Source organism: Burkholderia sp. BCC1996 (genome assembly GCF_905339955.1).
GTDB lineage: Bacteria > Pseudomonadota > Gammaproteobacteria > Burkholderiales > Burkholderiaceae > Burkholderia.
In genome coordinates this window covers 71,053-89,017 of record NZ_CAJPHM010000028.1, presented here as the reverse complement: position 1 = coordinate 89,017, position 17,965 = coordinate 71,053, and the positions used below count along the sequence as shown (strand labels likewise).

General features: G+C 66.6%; 13 protein-coding genes. 6 read left to right on the top strand and 7 right to left on the bottom strand.

Going from position 1 to position 17,965, the window contains the following annotated elements:
• The first annotated feature begins 501 nt into the window (after positions 1-501).
• Positions 502-1,926 (top strand): DHA2 family efflux MFS transporter permease subunit, encoded by a 1,425-nt coding sequence (locus U4Z64_RS30895; protein WP_321821952.1) that lies wholly within the window; start codon positions 502-504, stop codon positions 1,924-1,926.
• A gap of 255 nt (positions 1,927-2,181) precedes the next feature.
• Here the strand turns inward: U4Z64_RS30895 and U4Z64_RS30890 are convergent, their stop codons facing one another.
• From U4Z64_RS30890 to U4Z64_RS30880, 3 genes are all read right to left on the bottom strand, one after another.
• Positions 2,182-2,925, bottom strand: coding sequence for a 2OG-Fe(II) oxygenase (locus tag U4Z64_RS30890; RefSeq protein WP_321821951.1), 744 nt, complete (start codon positions 2,923-2,925; stop codon positions 2,182-2,184).
• Between the two features lie 309 nt (positions 2,926-3,234).
• Positions 3,235-4,827, bottom strand: coding sequence for an inorganic phosphate transporter (locus U4Z64_RS30885; protein WP_321821950.1), 1,593 nt, complete (start codon positions 4,825-4,827; stop codon positions 3,235-3,237).
• A gap of 220 nt (positions 4,828-5,047) precedes the next feature.
• Positions 5,048-5,956 carry a LysR family transcriptional regulator gene (locus tag U4Z64_RS30880; RefSeq protein WP_124488697.1) on the bottom strand — a complete coding sequence of 303 codons (909 nt, stop codon included), beginning with the start codon at positions 5,954-5,956 and terminating at the stop codon, positions 5,048-5,050.
• A 127-nt stretch (positions 5,957-6,083) separates the two neighbouring features.
• On the opposite strand from U4Z64_RS30880, the gene metE reads away from it, so the two are divergent.
• A complete protein-coding gene (gene metE / locus U4Z64_RS30875) occupies positions 6,084-8,378 on the top strand; it encodes a 5-methyltetrahydropteroyltriglutamate--homocysteine S-methyltransferase (RefSeq protein ID WP_321821949.1) in 2,295 nt (764 codons plus the stop codon).
• 173 nt (positions 8,379-8,551) lie between these two features.
• Here metE and U4Z64_RS30870 read toward each other — a convergent pair whose 3' ends face one another.
• Positions 8,552-9,877: an MFS transporter gene (locus tag U4Z64_RS30870; protein ID WP_044848791.1), complete on the bottom strand. Its 1,326-nt coding sequence runs from the start codon at positions 9,875-9,877 to the stop codon at positions 8,552-8,554.
• Positions 9,878-9,930: 53 nt separating this feature from the next.
• Positions 9,931-10,887 (bottom strand): agmatinase, encoded by a 957-nt coding sequence (gene speB, locus U4Z64_RS30865; protein WP_124488694.1) that lies wholly within the window; start codon positions 10,885-10,887, stop codon positions 9,931-9,933.
• Positions 10,888-11,037: 150 nt separating this feature from the next.
• On the opposite strand from speB, the gene U4Z64_RS30860 reads away from it, so the two are divergent.
• The gene (locus U4Z64_RS30860) at positions 11,038-11,949 is read left to right on the top strand and encodes a LysR family transcriptional regulator (protein WP_044848789.1); all 912 of its coding nucleotides are present in this window, start codon (positions 11,038-11,040) and stop codon (positions 11,947-11,949) included.
• Positions 11,950-12,016: 67 nt separating this feature from the next.
• On the opposite strand, the gene U4Z64_RS30855 is transcribed toward U4Z64_RS30860, so the two are convergent.
• Positions 12,017-12,481, bottom strand: coding sequence for an Lrp/AsnC family transcriptional regulator (locus U4Z64_RS30855; protein ID WP_044848788.1), 465 nt, complete (start codon positions 12,479-12,481; stop codon positions 12,017-12,019).
• Between the two features lie 134 nt (positions 12,482-12,615).
• Here U4Z64_RS30855 and U4Z64_RS30850 point away from each other — a divergent pair, with 134 nt between their 5' ends.
• The 3 genes from U4Z64_RS30850 (at position 12,616) to U4Z64_RS30840 (ending at position 16,862) form a co-directional block, all read left to right on the top strand.
• Complete coding sequence (locus U4Z64_RS30850; protein WP_044848787.1) at positions 12,616-13,239, top strand: LysE family translocator; 624 nt, start codon at positions 12,616-12,618, stop codon at positions 13,237-13,239.
• Between the two features lie 259 nt (positions 13,240-13,498).
• Positions 13,499-15,112, top strand: a complete 1,614-nt coding sequence (locus U4Z64_RS30845; RefSeq protein ID WP_321821948.1) for a S53 family peptidase — start codon at positions 13,499-13,501, stop codon at positions 15,110-15,112.
• Between the two features lie 73 nt (positions 15,113-15,185).
• Positions 15,186-16,862 (top strand): S10 family serine carboxypeptidase-like protein, encoded by a 1,677-nt coding sequence (locus U4Z64_RS30840; RefSeq protein ID WP_321821947.1) that lies wholly within the window; start codon positions 15,186-15,188, stop codon positions 16,860-16,862.
• 75 nt (positions 16,863-16,937) lie between these two features.
• On the opposite strand, the gene nadE is transcribed toward U4Z64_RS30840, so the two are convergent.
• Positions 16,938-17,786 carry an ammonia-dependent NAD(+) synthetase gene (gene nadE / locus U4Z64_RS30835; RefSeq protein ID WP_044848784.1) on the bottom strand — a complete coding sequence of 283 codons (849 nt, stop codon included), beginning with the start codon at positions 17,784-17,786 and terminating at the stop codon, positions 16,938-16,940.
• Between the last annotated feature and the right edge of the window lie 179 nt (positions 17,787-17,965).

Here is a 17,965-nt window from a genome sequence, read left to right as displayed (position 1 = left end):
GCTGCAGAAATGCGCGCGCAATGGCGAAGTGCAACGTGGCTGGAGCTGGGGCGTCGATGGCATTAATTCATGTACCCACGGTGCTCGAACAACCCACCACTCTGCCCACCGAGATCTGCCTGGTACACCCTTCTCCAGATCACACCAATCCGCCATCTGTCAGCACCAGTCAATGTCGCGGGGCATGACGATGACGTCGTAATGGCCGACGAGGCGTGACGTTGGTTCGCAGTTACCTGGAAATGCCGCCTTGCAGCGGAATCCCCCGGCTTGGTCCACAGGTCCCTCAATGTGTCGCGTCGATACTGATCGTGCGCACCATTCGGCCAACGCGGCGCAATATCGTCATAAAAATCTATGCGCATAAAGTCCATTCGCGCGACATGCCCGACAGAGCGGACAATCAATCCTTCAGGGTAATATCGCCACTCGTCCCGATTACCGGCCTCGTCTGCACCTGCCGGAACTCGGCATCCTCGTATTCCGTCTCCTGTACCGTTCATGACTGACAGCCCTGCCCAAGGTGGTCGGACGACCGACTTCCTGCCGTACCTCGTCGCCGCAACGTTCTTCATGGAGTATCTCGACACGACCGTGATCGCGACCGCGTTGCCGCAGATGGCGCGCTCGTTCGGCGTCGGGCCGAACGCGTTGAGCCTCGGGATGACAGCCTACATGCTGGCGCTCGCGGTGTTCATCCCGATCAGCGGCTGGATCGCGGATCGCTATGGCTCGCGTACGGTGTTCGCCACTGCCATCTTCGTCTTTACCGGTGCGTCGGTGCTGTGCGGGCTGTCCGAGGGCGTGGTGACGTTCACGGCCGCGCGACTGCTGCAGGGGGTCGGCGGGGCGATGATGGTGCCGGTCGGACGGATGATCGTCGTGCGCAGCACCGAGAAGGCCAGGCTGATGCGTGCGATCGCGACGATTACGTGGCCGGGCATCGTCGCGCCGGTCGTCGGGCCGCCGATCGGTGGCTTCATCACGACCTACGCGTCATGGCGATGGATCTTCCTGTTGAATGTCCCGTTCGGCATCGCCGCGCTCGTCTGTACCTGGCTGATCGTCCGGAACACACGGGCCGATGAGCAACGGCCGCTTGACTGGGTCGGGTTCGTGCTGGCCGGCGGAGCGTTGACCTGTCTGCTGATCGGTACCGAAGCGGCCGGCCAGCAGGACGTCGACTTCGCGCGCGCGGGCATTCTGGTGGGGGCGAGCGTGCTGTTCGGCATCGCCGCGTGGATGCACGCGCAACGCTGCGCCCACCCGCTGCTCGATTTCACGACGCTGAAGGTGCCGACGTTCTCGGTGACGGTGATCACCGGCTCGATCACGCGGATGGCGATCAACGCCGTGCCATATCTGCTGCCGCTGCTGTTCCAGATCGGCTTCGGGCTGTCGCCGTTCCAGTCCGGCCTGCTGCTGCTCGCGAGCGCGCTCGGCAATCTCGGAATGAAGGCGGGAACGTCGTGGATCCTCGACCGCTTCGGTTTCCGGCGCGTTGCGCTCGTCGACGTGACGATCGTCGGCATCTTCACGATCGCGTGCGGCTGGCTGACCGCGTCGACGCCGCTGGCGATCACGCTGTTCGTCGTATTCGTCTACGGGCTCACGCGGTCGATGCAGTTCACGACGCTCGCGACGCTGGCGTATGCGGATATCCCGGCCCGGCAGACGAGCGCGGCCAGCACGCTGTGGAGCGCCGCGCAGCAGATGACGATCGGGATGGGGATCGCATTCGGTGCGTTGTCGCTGCGGCTCGCGGCGTTGGTACGTGGCGACGCGGCCGGCGTGCACTACGTACTCGACGATTTTCGCTGGGCGTTCGTTGCGGCGGGCGCGCTCGCGCTGCTGACGTTGCCGGGCTATGCGCGGCTGGCTTCCGATGCTGGCGACCGCCTGCGGGCAAATGTGGCCCGAGGGTAGGCCGGATCTCGCGTTGCCTTGGCGTCGCGACAGGTGAGGGCGGTGGCTTTTCGTCGCTCACCTGAAACATCGATCGTTCAAGGCGACGATGATCCGACGGGCGGCACAACCCGTTTTCCGTTACCGCGGGTGATGAGCGGACCGTACGGCGACGGCAGGGTGCAACGAGCCTCGAGCACCGACGTGCGGTGCCGGTTGCACGACCCTGTCCGCGTGCCGAATGGCGCGACAGCGTCATGTTCGTTCCGCGGGCCGTCACTGTGCGTCATGGAAGATGATGCCGACAGTGTGGCGGTGGCCGCTTCGAATTCTGCTCACACCATGGCGCAAGTTGACGCGGTAGACGCCGCGCGTTCCCTGCACGGGCCTGCCGTGCACGGCGAAGATCACCGCGTCGCCTTGCATGAGCGGCACCACTTCCGCGCGTGACTGCATGCGTGGCCGCTGTTCCGTCAGCACGAACTCGCCGCCCGTGAAATCCCGCCCGGGTGACGACAACAGGATCGCGACCTGGAGCGGAAAGACATGCTCGCCATACAGGTCTTGATGGAGACAGTTGTAGTCGTCCGGCCCGTATTGCAGGATCAGCGGCGTCGGGCGTGTCTGCCCCGCCGCGTGGCAGCGATCGAGGAAGGTCCGGTGCTCTTTCGGATAGCGGACGTCGATCCCGAGTGCCCGGTTCCAGCGATTCGCGATCGGCGCGAGATGCGGATAGAGCGTCGCACGCAACTCGGCGACGACCGCGGGCAGCGGGTACGCGAAGTATTTGTATTCGCCGCGCCCGAACCCGTGCCGTGCCATCACGACGCGTGAACGGTAGAGCGCATCCCGCGCATAGAGCGAGGCAAGCGCATCGCACTCGCTTGTGGAAATCAGACCCGGTACCCGCGCACATCCGTAGCGATCGAGCTCGACATCGACGGTCGACCAGTCGATTGCGTCGACGCGTTGCGCGATGTCCGGCGATTCGACGGCAGGTTGCAAATCGGCGATATTCACGGGCATCCCTCGGTTCGTCAGCAGTGTGGCGCCGTACGGTCGCGCGAAATACTCGCCAGCGTCGCGTGCACGGTTGAAGCCACGATGAAAGTCGATGAACTCAGTCTAGCGGCGTCCGCGTGCCGGCGCGCTCCAGATCTTGCGCTTCAATTCGGAAGGGGGAGGGAAAGGTTGGGAATGCGGCACGGGCACATCGGTTGCCGCGATGTGTCGGAGCGGAGAAGCGCAGAAGCGCAGAAGCAGAGAAGCGACTGCGGAACCTTCCACGGCAGGCGACCGGTTTTCACCGGCCACGCGCCGCTTCCCCGATCAAGCCACCGACCGGAACAACCAGTAGAGCCCGCCAGCCAGTACGATCGACGCGGGCAGCGTCAGCACCCACGCGAGCACGAGGCTGCGCACCGTGCTCCACTGCAACCCGGATCCGTTCGCCGCCATCGTGCCCGCGACACCCGACGACAGCACGTGCGTCGTCGACACGGGCAGCCCGTACACGTCGGCGGCGCCGATCGTCAGCATCGCGACGAGTTCGGCCGACGCGCCCTGCCCATACGTCAAATGCTGCTTGCCGATTTTCTCGCCGACGGTCACGACGATCCGTTTCCAGCCGACCATCGTGCCGAGGCCCAGTGCGATCGCGACAGCCACCTTCACCCAGGTCGGAATGAACTTGGTCGCGTGGTCGAGCTGCTTGCGATAGTTGTCGATCGCGAGCTTGTCGTCGGCGACGAACGCGGGCTGCCCCGACTTCTCGATCAGGCGAATGGCTTCGGACACCAGATACATCGTGTTGCGCACGTTGTCGACGTCGCGTTGCGGCACCGCCGCCATCGACCCCGACGCGCCGACCGCGTTCGCGAGCGACGCGGACAGCTGCTGCACGGCCGGCAGCACCGCGGGCGTCAGTTCACGATGCTGCACGTAGTGTTCGACGTCGGCACGCGGGTTCGCGGACGGCGCGACGCCGTTCGTGTACTTCCCGAACGTCGCGGCAGCCTGGTTCGCGACGGCGACGAAGGTCTGCGTTTCGGCCGGCGTGACGGCCTTGTTCAGCGCGTACGCGGTCGGCACCGTGCCGATCAGGATCAGCATGATGAGGCCCATCCCTTTCTGCCCGTCGTTCGACCCGTGCGCGAACGACACGCCCGTGCAGGTCAGGATCAGCAGGCAGCGAATCCAGAACGGCGGCGGCTGATCCTTCGGCGGCTCCTTGTACAACTCCGGAACCCGCACGAGCGCCTTCAGCACGAGCAGCAGCAGTGCCGCGCACAGGAAGCCGATGATCGGCGAGAACAGCAGCGACTTGCCGACGCCGAGCGCCTGGGCCCAGTCGACACCGCTCGTGCCCGAAGGCCCGTGCATCAGCTGGTTCATCAGACCGACGCCGATGATCGACCCGATCAGCGTATGCGAGCTCGACGACGGCAATCCGAAATACCAGGTCGCGAGGTTCCACACGATCGCGGCGATCAGCAGCGCGAACACCATCGCGAAGCCTGCGCCGCTGCCGACTTGCAGGATCAGCTCGACCGGCAGCAACTGCAGGATGCCGAACGCGACGGCGCCGCTCGAGACCAGCACGCCGAGGAAGTTCCACATGCCGGACCAGATCACCGCGACGTTCGGCGTCAGCGAGTGCGTATAGATCACGGTGGCGACCGCGTTGGCAGTGTCGTGGAAGCCGTTGACGAATTCGAAGCCGAGCGCGATCAGCAGCGCGGCGCCGAGCATCAGGTACGGAAACAGCGAGCCTTCGCGGACCGGCGACAGGTCGGCGATCAGGTGCGTGGCGATATAGAGGGCGCCGAACGCGAGCACCAGCAGAAAGACGGCATAGCCGACCTGCCTGGTGCGTTCGACGGAACCCGAATTGTTCGGTGCGGACGAAGCAGGTTGATTCATGGCGGCATCTCGTAAGGGAACCGCGTCCGATCCTAGCTTTCGCTACCAGTCAGTTTGATGACAGTCGGGACGTCGAATCATCGTCTTACGAATGTGTAAGGGGAGGGTGCCGTGACGTCGAATTGCGACATGTCATGCCGGCTCGCGTCGTCATCCATTTCGTGAACAGGCCCGCGCACCGGCATGCGGGCCGCGGGAAGCGCGCACGGCGCGAGCGCCGCTAGCGCAGCATGCGCGGCGCGCTCCATGTCGATTCACGCGCCAGCGCGACGAATGCGGCCAGGTAGTCGATCGACGCATCCGCCTCGCGGATGCCGAGGAAGATCTGTTTCGCGATCCCTTTCTTGCCGAGCTTGACCGGCACGACCGGCATCCGGTCCGCGTATTCGTCTGCAAGCCATCTTGGCAGCGCGGCCACGCCGCGCCCGCTCGCCACCATCTGCAGCATGATGTCGGTCGTCTCGATCGACTTGTGACGCCGCGGCACGATGCCGGCCGGCGTCAGGAACTGGTTGTAGATGTCGAGCCGGTCGGTCTCGACCGGGTAGGTGATCAGGATCTCGTCGGTCAGCTGCTCGGGCGTCACGTAGTCGGCGTTCGCGAAACGGTGCGCGTCCGCGACCACCAGCACCTGTTCGTAATCGAACACGGGATCGAAGCGCAGGCCCGGCTTGTTCAGCGGGTCGGGCGTCACGAGCACGTCGATGTCATGGCCGAACAGCGCTCCGATGCCGCCGAACTGGAAGCGCTGCTTCACGTCGACGTCGACGTCCGGCCAGCGCGACAGGTACGGCGACACGACCTTCAGCAGCCACTGGTAGCACGGATGGCACTCCATCCCGATGCGCAGCGTGCCGCGCTCGCCCTTCGCGTACTGCTTCATGCGCTCCTCGGCGAGCTCGAACTGCGGCAGCAGCCGGTTCGCCAGCTTCAGCAGATACTGCCCGCCCTGCGTGAGCCGCAGGCCGCGGCCTTCGCGGTCCCAGATCGGCGTGCCGAGTTGCTGCTCGATTTTCCGGACGGTATGGCTGAGCGCCGATTGCGTGAGATGCAGCGCGTTGGCTGCCGCGGTCAACGAGCCCTGGCGCTCGACTTCGCGGATCACGACGAGATGGAATCGTTCCAGCATGGGTATCGCTTGCCCGACAGATACATGAACAGATTTAATGGATGAATGAAATAATGCCATTTTATTTCATGGGATGAAATCCCTATGATGGCTGCCGGATCGACTATTTCTTCAGGACGGCAGCTTCATGGTTACGACCCACAACCTCGGTTTTCCGCGCATCGGCGCGAAGCGCGAACTCAAGTTCGGTCTCGAACGCTACTGGAAGGGCGAGTCGTCGCGCGACGCGCTGAAGGCGCTCGGCGCCGAACTTCGCCAGCGCCACTGGAACGACCAGCGCGACCTCGATCTCGTGCCGATCGGCGATTTCGCGTTCTACGACCAGGTGCTCGACATGAGCTTCACGCTCGGCAACCTGCCGAAACGCGTGCAGGACTTCCATGGCGATGCGCTCGACAACTATTTCCGCGTCGCGCGCGGCCGCTCGGCGCAGTCGGCGGAAGCACACGCGGCTTGCTGCGGCGGAGTCGCGGCCGGTGAAATGACGAAGTGGTTCGACACGAACTATCACTACATCGTCCCGGAATTCCATGCGGATACGAACTTCTCGCTCGATCCGTCGCGCCTGCTCCAGCAACTGGCGGAAGCGCAGGCGCAGGGCGTCGCCGCGAAGCCGGTGATCCTCGGCCCCGTCACGTATCTGTGGCTCGGCAAGGCGAAGGACGATTCCGATCGTCTCGCGCTGCTGCCGAAGCTGCTGCCGGTATATGGCGCGCTGCTCGACACGCTGACCGCGCAAGGCGTCGAATGGGTGCAGATCGACGAGCCGATCCTCGTGACCGAGCTCGACGCCGCATGGCGCCAGGCGCTGCGCACGGCATACGACGCGCTCGAGACGCGCCGCATCAAACTGCTGCTCGCGACGTATTTCGGCCAGCTTCAGGACAACCTGGCGCTCGCGGCCTCGCTGCCGGTCGACGGCCTGCATGTCGACGCGATCAACGCCCGCGACGAAATCGACGCACTCGTGCGCGAACTGCCGGGCGGGCGCGTGCTGTCGGTCGGCGCGATCAACGGACGCAACATCTGGAAGACGGACCTGAACGCGGCGCTCGACTGGCTCGAGCCGCTCGCGAAGCAACTGGGCGAGCGCCTGTGGCTCGCGCCGTCGTGCTCGCTGTTGCACGTGCCGGTCGATCTCGCGAGCGAGCAGACGCTCGACGAGGAGATCCGCTCGTGGCTCGCGTTCGCGCTGCAGAAGCTCGACGAACTGAAGCTGCTCGCGACCGCGCTGAACGAAGGCCGCGACGAGGTGGCCGACGCGCTCGCCGCGAACGCGGCCGCGATCGGCTCGCGCCGTCGCTCGCCGCGCGTGAACAACCCGGCGGTGAAGGCCGCGATCGCGCGCATCGACGCGCAGCTCGGCAACCGTGCGAGCCCGTACCCGCAGCGTGCGCCGAAGCAGTCGGCGCGCCTGAACCTGCCGGCCTTCCCGACGACGACGATCGGCTCGTTCCCGCAGACTGCCGAGATCCGCCAGGCGCGCAGCCGGTTCAAGGCCGGCGCGCTGGATGAAGCCGGCTACCGCGCGGCGATGCAGGCGGAAATCGCGCGCAGCGTGCGCGAACAGGAATCGCTCGAGCTCGACGTGCTCGTGCACGGCGAAGCCGAACGCAACGACATGGTCGAATACTTCGGCGAGCAGCTCGACGGCTACGCATTCAGCCAGTTCGGCTGGGTGCAGTCGTACGGTTCGCGCTGCGTGAAGCCGCCGATCCTGTTCGGCGACATCAGCCGCCCGAAGGCGATGACGGTCGAATGGATCACGTACGCGCAGTCGCTGACGAACAAGCCGATGAAGGGCATGCTGACCGGCCCGGTGACGATCCTGAACTGGTCGTTCGTGCGCGACGACCAGCCGCGTTCGGTGTCGTGCCATCAGCTCGCGCTCGCGATCCGCGACGAAGTGCTGGATCTCGAGCAGGCCGGCGTGCGCGTGATCCAGATCGACGAGGCCGCGCTGCGCGAAGGGCTGCCGCTGCGTCGCGCGCAATGGGGCGCGTACCTGAAGTGGGCGGTCGAGTCGTTCCGCATCGCCGCGAACGGTGTGCGGGACGATACGCAGATTCATACGCACATGTGCTATTCGGAGTTCAACGACATCATCGCGTCGATCGCCGACATGGATGCGGACGTGATCACGATCGAGACGTCGCGCTCGGACATGGAGCTGCTCGACGCGTTCGACAGCTTCAGGTATCCGAACGAGATCGGGCCGGGCGTGTACGACATCCATTCGCCGAACATCCCGACGCAGGATCACATCGTCGGCATGATGAAGAAGGCGGCGGAGCGGATTCCGGCGGAGCGCCTGTGGGTGAACCCGGACTGCGGGCTGAAGACGCGTCAGTGGGCGGAAGTGCTTCCGGCGCTGACGAACATGGTCGCTGCGGCGAAAGCGCTGCGCAGCCAGGTGCAATGACGCGCGAACGCTGCGCGCCGGCCGTCCCGATCGATGATCGGGCGGCAAACAAGCGGCCCGCATGTGCGGGCCGTTTGTCGTAGTGAATGTTCGGGGCGAGGCGGGGGTAGCGGCGTATCGCCCGACGCCCGATGCAAACGGGCAGGCGATGTCGCCTGCCCGTTTGCGTGAGCTTACGCGGTACGCGCACCGCGCGGCAGCGCTTCGTCCGCCCTGCCGGGCGCGCCGGCATCGTCGATGCTGACGCGGCGCGAGATCAGCCACACGCATACCGACGACAGCACGGCGGCGCTCGTGTACTGGATCGCGAGCGGCCACCATTGCGGCGCGGTGTTCTGCGCGATCAGCGTGGCGACGAGCGGCGTGAGACCGCCGGCGAGCGCGCCGCACACCTGGTACGCGATCGAGATCGCCGTATAGCGGATGCGCGCGATGAAGATGCCGCTGACGAAACCCGCGACCACCGAGTAGTAGCCCGATTCCGCGAGCGTCGCGAGGCCGACGCCGACCGTGATGGACAGCGGCGTGCCCAGGTGCACGAGCGGCAGCATCACGAACGGCACGATCGCGGCCCATGCGCCGGTGATCAGCAGCACGCGCGTCGTGCCGAAGCGCTGCGCGAGGAACGCGGCGGCGAGCTGCACGACGAACTGCAGCACCGCGACGATCGTCATGCAATGCAGCACCATCGACCGGTCGAGCGACAGGAACTGCGTCGCGTAGCTGATCATGAAGATGTTGCTGAAATACACGCCGGCGATCCCGTACACGTTCGCGCCGATCGCGAGCAGCAGCAGCGGCCAGTACTTGAGCGCTTCACGCAGCGGCTTTTGCGCGATGTTGCCGCTCTTCCTGACTTCCTCGAACTCGGGCGACTCGGACACGCTCGCGCGGATCACGAAGCCGACCGCCAGCAGCACGGCGCTCGCGAGGAACGGCACGCGCCAGCCCCAGCTCATCATGTCGTCCTTCGACAGCGTGCTGATCGCGCCGAACGCGAGCATCGACAGGATCAGGCCGCTCGCGCTGCCGAGCTGTGCGAACGACGCGAAGAACGTGCGCTTGCCTTCGGGCGCATGTTCGCCGGCGAGCAGCACCGCGCCGCCCCATTCGCCGCCGACCGCGATGCCTTGCAGCACGCGCATCAGCACCAGCAGGATCGGCGCGATCACACCGGCCTGCGCATGGGTCGGCAGCAGGCCGATCGCGACCGTCGACACGGCCATCAGCATCAGCGTCGCGAGCAGCGAGCGCTTGCGGCCGAAGCGGTCGCCGAGATAGCCGAACATCACACCGCCGAGCGGCCGCGCGAAGAAGCCGACCGCGAACGAGCCGAACGACGCGAGCAGGCTGACGAAACGGCTTTCACCGGGGAAGAACAGCGGCCCGAACACGATGGCGGCGGCGGTCGCGTAGCTATAGAAGTCGTACCACTCGATCGTGGTGCCGACGAACGAAGCGAGCGCCGCCCGCTTCGGTTGCTTGACGGATGTCCCCATCTGTTATGTGCTCCTCTGGAATTCTCTGATTTGGAATGGGTCGCGTGCCGGGATCAGTCGCGATAGGCGACGCCGGGCAGCACGCACAGCAACTCGTACGCGAGGTTCGCGCCGAGCAGGGCCGTGGTGCCGAACGGGTCGTACGGCGGCGCCACTTCGACGAGATCGCAGCCGACGATGTTCAGCCCCTTCGCGCCGCGGATGATCTCAAGCGCCTGCGGCACCGTGAGGCCCGCGATTTCCGGCGTGCCGGTGCCCGGCGCGTAGGCCGGGTCGATGCCGTCGATGTCGAAGCTGATGTAGACGGGCGTGTCGCCGATGCGCGCGCGCACTTCCTCCATCAGCGGCGCGAGCGACTTGTTCCAGCATTCCTCGGCCTGGACCACGCGGAAGCCCTGCTCGCGGCACCAGTCGAAATCCTCGGCCGCGTAGCCGGTGCCGCGCAGGCCGATCTGCGTGACCTTGTCGCCGTGCAGCAGGCCTTCCTCGACCGCGCGGCGGAACGGCGTGCCGTGCGCGATCTTTTCGCCCATCATCGTGTCGTTCACGTCGGCGTGTGCATCGACGTGGATCAATGCGACCTTGCCGTGCTTGCGGTGGATCGCGCGCAGGATCGGCAGCGCGATCGTATGGTCGCCGCCGAGCGTGACCGGCTTGCAGTCGTGCTCGAGAATCGCGTCGTATGCAGCCTCGATGCGCGCGATCGAATCGTGCAGGTTGTACGGGTTGATCGCGACGTCGCCGATATCGGCAACCTGCAGCGAATCGAAGGGCGCGGCGCGCGTGGCCATGTTGTACGGGCGCAGCAGCACGGATTCCGTGCGGATCTGGCGCGGGCCGAAGCGCGCGCCGGTGCGGTTGGAGGTGCCGAGGTCGAACGGCACGCCGACGAAACAGGCGTCGAGGCCGGCTGCGCTCGCCACGTGCGGCAGGCGCATCATCGTCGCGATGCCGCCGCTGCGCGGCATTTCATTGCCGCCGAGCGGCTGGAAATGGGTGTGGTCGTTCATGGGCTTGTCTCTTCCGATGTGGGGTTGCCGTATCATTCGACGCGGCCTGGCACATAGTTTTACGCGTCCGGCCGGAAAGAAGAATGCGAAGATATCGACGTAAACATCGATTTCCATCGATGTATGGAAGGGGAACAAAAGGGGAATAGCGTGCTGGGGAATCTGTCGACCCTCGATCTGCGGTTGATCCGCGTGTTTCTCGCGGTCACGGACGCGGGCGGCGTGTCGGCCGCGCAAGCGATCCTGAACGTCGGCCAGTCGACGATCAGCGCGCAGTTGTCGTCGCTCGAGACACGGCTCGGCTACCGGCTCTGCGAGCGCGGCCGCAGCGGCTTCCGGCTCACGCCGAAAGGCGAGCGGTTCCACGCGATGAGCCGCAAGCTGCTCGCCGCGCTCGACGAATTCGGGATCGCGGCGCGGCACATGGACCGCCAGCTGGTCGGCACGTTGCACATCGGCCTGATCGGCCATACGCCGGTCAGCCAGAACGCACGGATCGCCGAGGCGATCGCCGCGTTCCGCACGCGCGACGAGGCCGTGCGCTTCTCGATCTCGGTGCGCGCGCCGGGCGATCTCGAGGAAAAGCTGCTGAGCAACGAGATCCAGATCGCGGTCGGCTATTTCTGGCACCGCGTGCCGTCGCTGCACTACACGCCGCTGTTCATCGAGCGGCAGGTGGCGTACTGCGGGCGCGGCCATCCGCTGTTCGAACGCGCCGGCGCGCTGACGCCGGCCGACGTCGCGGGATTCGAATGGGCGTGGCGCTCGTATCCGCTGCCGGAGGCGCAGATGTCGACGACGCCCGATCGCGTGACGGCGACCGCCGACAACATGGAGGCCGTCGCGCTGCTGATCCTGTCAGGCCATCATCTCGGCTATCTGCCGCAGCACTTTGCGGCGCCGTATGTCGCGCAGGGGTTGCTTGCGCCGCTCAATCCGGACCAGCTGCACTACGACGTCACGTTCCACATGGTCGTGGCGCGCGACGGGCGCGGCGATCCGCTCGTCGAAGCGTTTCTCGAGGATCTCGAGCGCGCGCATCAATCGCCCGATGTCGTGTGAGGTCGCGTGAGGTCGCCTGAGGGCGGCAACGTGAACGAATGTCACGCCGGAGAGGGTCACTGCCGCGTCACGGCACCGGCAACCCCGCATCGTGCTTCACCTCGCGCAACGACAACGCCGATTCGATCGACGTGACGCCCGGCAGCATCCGCAGCGAGTCGCGCAGGAACGTGCCGTAGTCGTCGAGATCGCGCGCGACCACCTGCAGCAGGTAGTCGGCCGTGCCCGCGACGTTGTGGCACGCGAGGATCCGCTCGATGCCGAGCACTTCCCGTTCGAACCGGTCGGCGACCTTGCGGTCGTGCGTCGCGAACCGCACGAGCACGAATGCGACGACGCCGAAGCCGAGCGCCTGGCGCGACAGCTGCGCGCGGTAGCGCTCGATGTAGCCGTCGTTTTCGAGACGCTTCAGGCGCCGTGCGCACGGCGTCTCGGACAGGCCGACGGAATCGGCGAGACGCGCGATCGGCAGGCGGCCGTCGCGCTGCACCGCGGCGAGGATCGCGCGGTCGGTTTTGTCGAGTTCGGTCATGTTGGCGGAATCCTTGTCTGGATTCCGTGATTGTGGCGGATTCCGCTATGTAGCGCCAATTTCGAGCCAAAGATGGCCAATAATCGCTCTCCCTTCAGCGGCAACATATCGTCACTGAAGAACGGGGGCAGACCATGATTTCCACGCATTTGCTGTTGATTTATCTCGCCGCGCTGGCGGCCATCTACGCGGTGCCCGGGCCCGACATGGCGCTCGTGCTGCAGACCAGCATCGGCCGCGGCGTGCGCCCGGGCATGGCGGCGGCGGCCGGCCTGTCGCTGTCGCGCACCGCGCACGTGACGCTGTCCGCCTGCGGCGTCGCGGCGCTGATCCGCAGCGCGCCGTGGCTGTACGAAGTGATCCGCTACGGCGGCGCGCTTTATCTCGCTTACGTCGCGATCCAGGTGTTCCGCTCGCCGGTGTTCGCGCTGGGCGACGGCGATGCGGCGGCGCCGGGCGAACTGCGGCAGTCGTTCTTCAAGGGGCTGCTGACGAACCTGCTGAATCCGAAGGCACTGCTGTTCTGCTCGGTGCTGCTGCCGCAGTTCGTGCGCCCCGAGGCAGGGCCCGTCGTGTGGCAGATGTTCGAGCTCGGCGCGCTGCTCGTCGCGGCCGGCGTGTGTTTCGACCTCGCATGCGTGTTCGGCGCGTCGCGCATCGCGGCGTGGATGCGCGCGCATCCGCTTGCGCAGACGGTCCAGCGCTGGACGTTTTCCGCGGCGCTGATCGGGTTCGCGTTGCGCCTGTCGATGGATTGAGCCGCTGCATTGCATCACGGCCGCGCAGTCGACTTGCCGCGCGGCCGCGACGCGCTGCCGAACGCGGGCCTGCGCGCCATGCCGGGCTTCGCGCGCATGCCTTGGGGCGGAAGGGCGTGCGCGTAAATCGTCTGACTGATCTAAACTCCCTCTAACTTCGCGCTTTCGCGAACCGACTGACCGAACGGAACCGACTTCCGCCGGCTATGTCCGATTTCCTGGCTGTTCCGTGCAACGCGGTACCAAGGAGGGTCTGAACATGGCAAGGCATCTTCACGCCGACCGTGAACCCCGGATCGTCGCCGAGTCGAAGTGTCTCGGCCCGTGCGATCCGGCAGAACGTATCCACGTCACGATCATGTTGCGGCGGCAGGAAGAAGGGCAACTCGACACGTTGGTCCAGCAGCTCGCCACCGGCGACGCACAGGCGAAACCGCTGTCGCGCGAAGCGTTCGCGCAGCGTTTCTCCGCCAATCCCGACGACATTCGCAAGACCGAGGACTTCGCGCGCCGTCACCAACTCACGGTCGATCGCGTCGATCCGGTCGAAAGCGTCGTCGTGCTGTCCGGCTCGATCCAGCAGTTCGAAGCGGCATTCAGCGTGAAGCTCGAGCGTTTCGAGCATCGTTCGATCGGCCAGTACCGCGGCCGCTCGGGCCCGATCGCGCTGCCGGACGAGCTCGGCGATGCCGTCACGGCCGTGCTCGGCCTCGACAGCCGTCCGCAGGCGCGGCCGCACTTCCGGCTGCGTCCGCCGTTCCAGCCCGCGCGCGGCGCGCCCGCCGTCACGTTCACGCCGATCCAGCTCGCGTCGCTGTACGGCTTTCCGGCCGGCGACGGTGCAGGGCAATGCATCGCGATCGTCGAACTCGGCGGCGGCTATCGCGCGGCCGATATCCAGCAGTATTTCCGCGGGCTCGGCATCAAGACGCCGCCGACGCTCGTCGACGTGAACGTCGGCACCGGCCGCAATGCGCCGACCGGCGAGGCGAACGGCCCGGACGGCGAAGTCGCGCTCGACCTCGAGATCGCCGGTGCGATCGCGCCCGCCGCGAAGCTCGCCGTCTATTTCGCGCCGAACAGCGACGCGGGCTTCATCCAGGCCGTCAACGCGGCCGTCACCGACAAGACCAACCGGCCGTCGGTGATCTCGATCAGCTGGGGCGGGCCGGAAGCGATCTGGCAGGCGCAGTCGGCGCATGCGTTCAATCGCGTGCTGCAGGCGGCCGCCGCGCAGGGGATCACGGTGTGCGCGGCGTCGGGCGACAGCGGCTCGGGCGACGGGCTGCAGGACGGCACGGATCACGTCGACTTTCCGGCGTCGAGTCCGTACGTGCTCGGCTGCGGCGGCACGCAGCTCGATGCGCTGCCGGGGCAGGGCATTCGCAGCGAAGTCGCGTGGAACGACGAGGCGGCCGGCGGCGGCGCGGGCGGCGGCGGTGTCAGCACGCTGTTCGACCTGCCGGCATGGCAGCAGGGATTGACCGTCACGCTCGCCGACGGCAGCACCACGCCGCTCACGAAGCGCGGCGTGCCGGACGTTGCCGCCGATGCATCGCCGCAGACGGGCTACGAGGTGTCGGTCGCCGGCACGGTCGCGGTGATGGGCGGCACGAGCGCGGTCGCGCCGTTGTGGGCCGCGCTGATCGCGCGGATCAACGCGGCGGCGAGTGCGGCGGCCGGTGCGGCGGCGAGTGCATCGGCCGGCTGGATCAACCCGGCGCTGTACAAGAATCCCGGCGCGTTGCGCGACATCACGAAAGGCTCGAACGGCACGTATGCCGCCGCGTCCGGCTGGGATGCGTGCACGGGCCTCGGCAGCCCCGACGGCGCGAAACTCGCGGCGATCCTCGCGCGCAAGCCGTCGAGCTGACGCGCCGGCACCGGCCTTTCCACGCGACGCGGGTTTCCTGCCCGCGTCTTTTTTCACCTCGAGGAGCAGCACGATGGGCATCGATTCCGCATCTTCCGGCGGCATGTATCCGCTGCATCACGGCGACCACAATTCGCATGGCGTGCCGCCGACCATCAGTCCGGTCGCGCTGAGCCACGGCCGCGACCAGCCGTTCTTCGATCCGGTCGCGTACGGCAACGGTCCCGACGACTCGGTGACCGACACGACCGAAGCGGCCGCGATCACGCATCACACGATCCTGATCGACGGCAAGCGCATCGCGTACACGGCGACGGCCGGCCACCTCGTGACGGTCGACCCGAGCAGCTCGCTGCCGGCCGCGAAGCTCTTCTACGTCGCGTTCACGGCCGACGGCGCGAAGGAGGAAACGCGGCCCGTCACGTTCTTCTACAACGGCGGGCCCGGGTCGTCGTCGGTGTTCGTGCTGCTCGGCTCGTTCGCGCCGAAGCGCATCAGGACGTCGATGCCGGGGTTCACGCCGCCCGCGCCGTATCAGATGGAAGACAATCCGGACAGCATGATCGACCACAGCGACCTGGTGTTCATCAACCCGGTCGGCACCGGTTATTCGGCGGCCGTCGCGCCGAACAAGAACCGCGATTTCTGGGGCGTCGACCAGGATGCGGATTCGCTGAAGCAGTTCATCAAGCGCTACCTGACGAAGAACAACCGCTGGAATTCGCCGAAGTACCTGTTCGGCGAGTCGTACGGCACCGCGCGCAGCTGCGTGCTCGCGTACAAGCTGCACGAGGACGGCGTGGACCTGAACGGCGTCACGCTGCAGTCGTCGATCCTCGACTACCGGCAGGCCGGCAACCCGGTCGGCGCGCTGCCGACCGCGGCAGCCGACGCGTGGTATCACAAGAAGCTCGGCGTCACGCCCGCGCCGACCGATCTCGGCGCATTCGTCGAGGAAGTCGCGCAATTCGCGCGTACCGACTACCTGAAGGCGCTGCGCACGGTTCCGCATGCGGACCCGGCCGCCGTGCAGAAGCTGTCGCGATACACGGGTATCGATACCGCGACGCTGCAGTCGTGGAGCCTCGACATCGCGGGCTACGACACGCGCGGCAATTCGCTGTTCCTGACGACGCTGCTGCACGCGCAGGGGCTCGCGCTCGGGTCGTACGACGGCCGCGTGACCGGGATCTCGTCGGGCATCGCCGGCAAGATCGATCCGAACTCCGGCGGCAACGATCCGACGATGACGGCCGTGACGGGCGTCTACACGGCGATGTGGAACAGCTACCTGAACGAGCAGCTGAAGTTCACGTCGAATTCCGCGTTCACGGACCTGAACGACCAGGCGTTCCGGAACTGGGACTTCAGCCACATCGACCCGACCGGTGCGCAGCAGGGCATCGATGCGCAGGGGAACCTGATCCTCTACACGGCGGGCGATCTCGCCGCGGTGATGGCGCTGAACGTCGACCTGAAGGTGCTGTCGGCGAACGGCCTCTACGATTTCGTCACGCCGTTCTACCAGACCGTGATCGACCTGCAGCAGATGCCGCTCGAGGATCAGAAGGTGCGGCAGAACCTGTCCGCGCGTTTCTATCCGTCCGGGCACATGGTGTATCTCGACGGCGGCTCGCGCACCGCGCTCAAGCGCGATCTCGCGACGATGTACGACGCGACGGTCAGCGATACGGGCGCGCGGATGCGGATTCGCGCGCTGCAGGCGAAGAAGGCGGGCGGGCACGCGTAGCGCTGCCCGTCGCGCAGGCGCCGCGCGTCACCGCCAGGGTTCGCGCGGCGCGGTGTTGCGGCTGAACGAGCCGGCTTACGCGGCCGGCCAGTCGAACGGCGTGTACGGCAGCGCGCGCTTGTGGCGCGAACCGTCGTAGAAGCGCAGCACCGTTTCGTACACGTTGTCGGCGACGGGTTTGCCTTCGAGGAAATCGTCGATTTCGTCGTAGGTGACGCCGTAGGCGTGCTCGTCGGGGCGCAGCGGACGCAGTTCCTCGAGGTCGGCCGTCGGCACCTTCATCACGATCAGTTCATCGCCGCCGAGCGCGCGGGCGACCGCACGCACGCGGCGCTTGCTCAGGCCGGCGAGCGGCAGCACGTCCGCGCCGCCGTCGCCGAATTTCGTGAAGAAGCCCATCAGCGATTCGGCCGCGTGGTCGGTGCCGATCACGATGCCGCGCCGCGCGCCGGCCACCGCGTACTGCGCGATCATGCGCTCGCGCGCCTTGATGTTGCCGTGCACGAAGTCCTGCTGGGCCGGGTTTTCGAATGCGTGGCCGGACGCGACGAGCGATGCGAGCATCGCGTCGGCGGCGGGCTTGACGTCGACCGTGAACGTTTCGTCCGCGCGCACGAACGCGAGCGCGCGTTGCGCATCGGCTTCGTCGTTCTGCACGCCGTTCGGCAAGCGCATCGCGATGAAGCGGGCGTCGTAGCCGCCGGCGCGCAGCTGTTCGACCGCCAGCTGCGCGAGCCGTCCGGCCGTCGACGAATCGACGCCGCCGCTGATGCCGAGCACGTAGGTCCGCAGGCCGGTCGAACGAAGGTACTGCGCGAGGAAATCGACGCGGCGCGTAATCTCGGCGTCGACGTCGAAATGCGCGGCGACGTTCAGTTCGGCAATGATCGCGCGTTGGCGGCTGGCGTAATCGGCGGATGTCATGAAGGTGGTTCCGGAACGAAATGCAAGGCGCCCATCATAAGCGCAATCGCGGCCCGGCGCCGCGCCGGGCATGCGATCCGGCGGCCGCGCGTTGCATCGGCGAGACGCGATGCAACGTCATGGTGCGGCGCGCGGGGCGGCGTCCCCCGGCGTGTGCGCGGATGCTTCGTTTCGAGGCA

Coding starts and splice junctions, on each gene's coding strand:
- U4Z64_RS30895 (WP_321821952.1), top strand. CDS start 502: ATGACTGACAGCCCTGCCCAAGGTGGTCGGACGACCGACTTCCTGCCG.
- U4Z64_RS30885 (WP_321821950.1), bottom strand. CDS start 4,827: ATGAATCAACCTGCTTCGTCCGCACCGAACAATTCGGGTTCCGTCGAA.
- U4Z64_RS30880 (WP_124488697.1), bottom strand. CDS start 5,956: ATGCTGGAACGATTCCATCTCGTCGTGATCCGCGAAGTCGAGCGCCAG.
- metE (WP_321821949.1), top strand. CDS start 6,084: ATGGTTACGACCCACAACCTCGGTTTTCCGCGCATCGGCGCGAAGCGC.
- U4Z64_RS30870 (WP_044848791.1), bottom strand. CDS start 9,877: ATGGGGACATCCGTCAAGCAACCGAAGCGGGCGGCGCTCGCTTCGTTC.
- speB (WP_124488694.1), bottom strand. CDS start 10,887: ATGAACGACCACACCCATTTCCAGCCGCTCGGCGGCAATGAAATGCCG.
- U4Z64_RS30855 (WP_044848788.1), bottom strand. CDS start 12,481: ATGACCGAACTCGACAAAACCGACCGCGCGATCCTCGCCGCGGTGCAG.
- U4Z64_RS30850 (WP_044848787.1), top strand. CDS start 12,616: ATGATTTCCACGCATTTGCTGTTGATTTATCTCGCCGCGCTGGCGGCC.
- U4Z64_RS30845 (WP_321821948.1), top strand. CDS start 13,499: ATGGCAAGGCATCTTCACGCCGACCGTGAACCCCGGATCGTCGCCGAG.
- U4Z64_RS30840 (WP_321821947.1), top strand. CDS start 15,186: ATGGGCATCGATTCCGCATCTTCCGGCGGCATGTATCCGCTGCATCAC.
- nadE (WP_044848784.1), bottom strand. CDS start 17,786: ATGACATCCGCCGATTACGCCAGCCGCCAACGCGCGATCATTGCCGAA.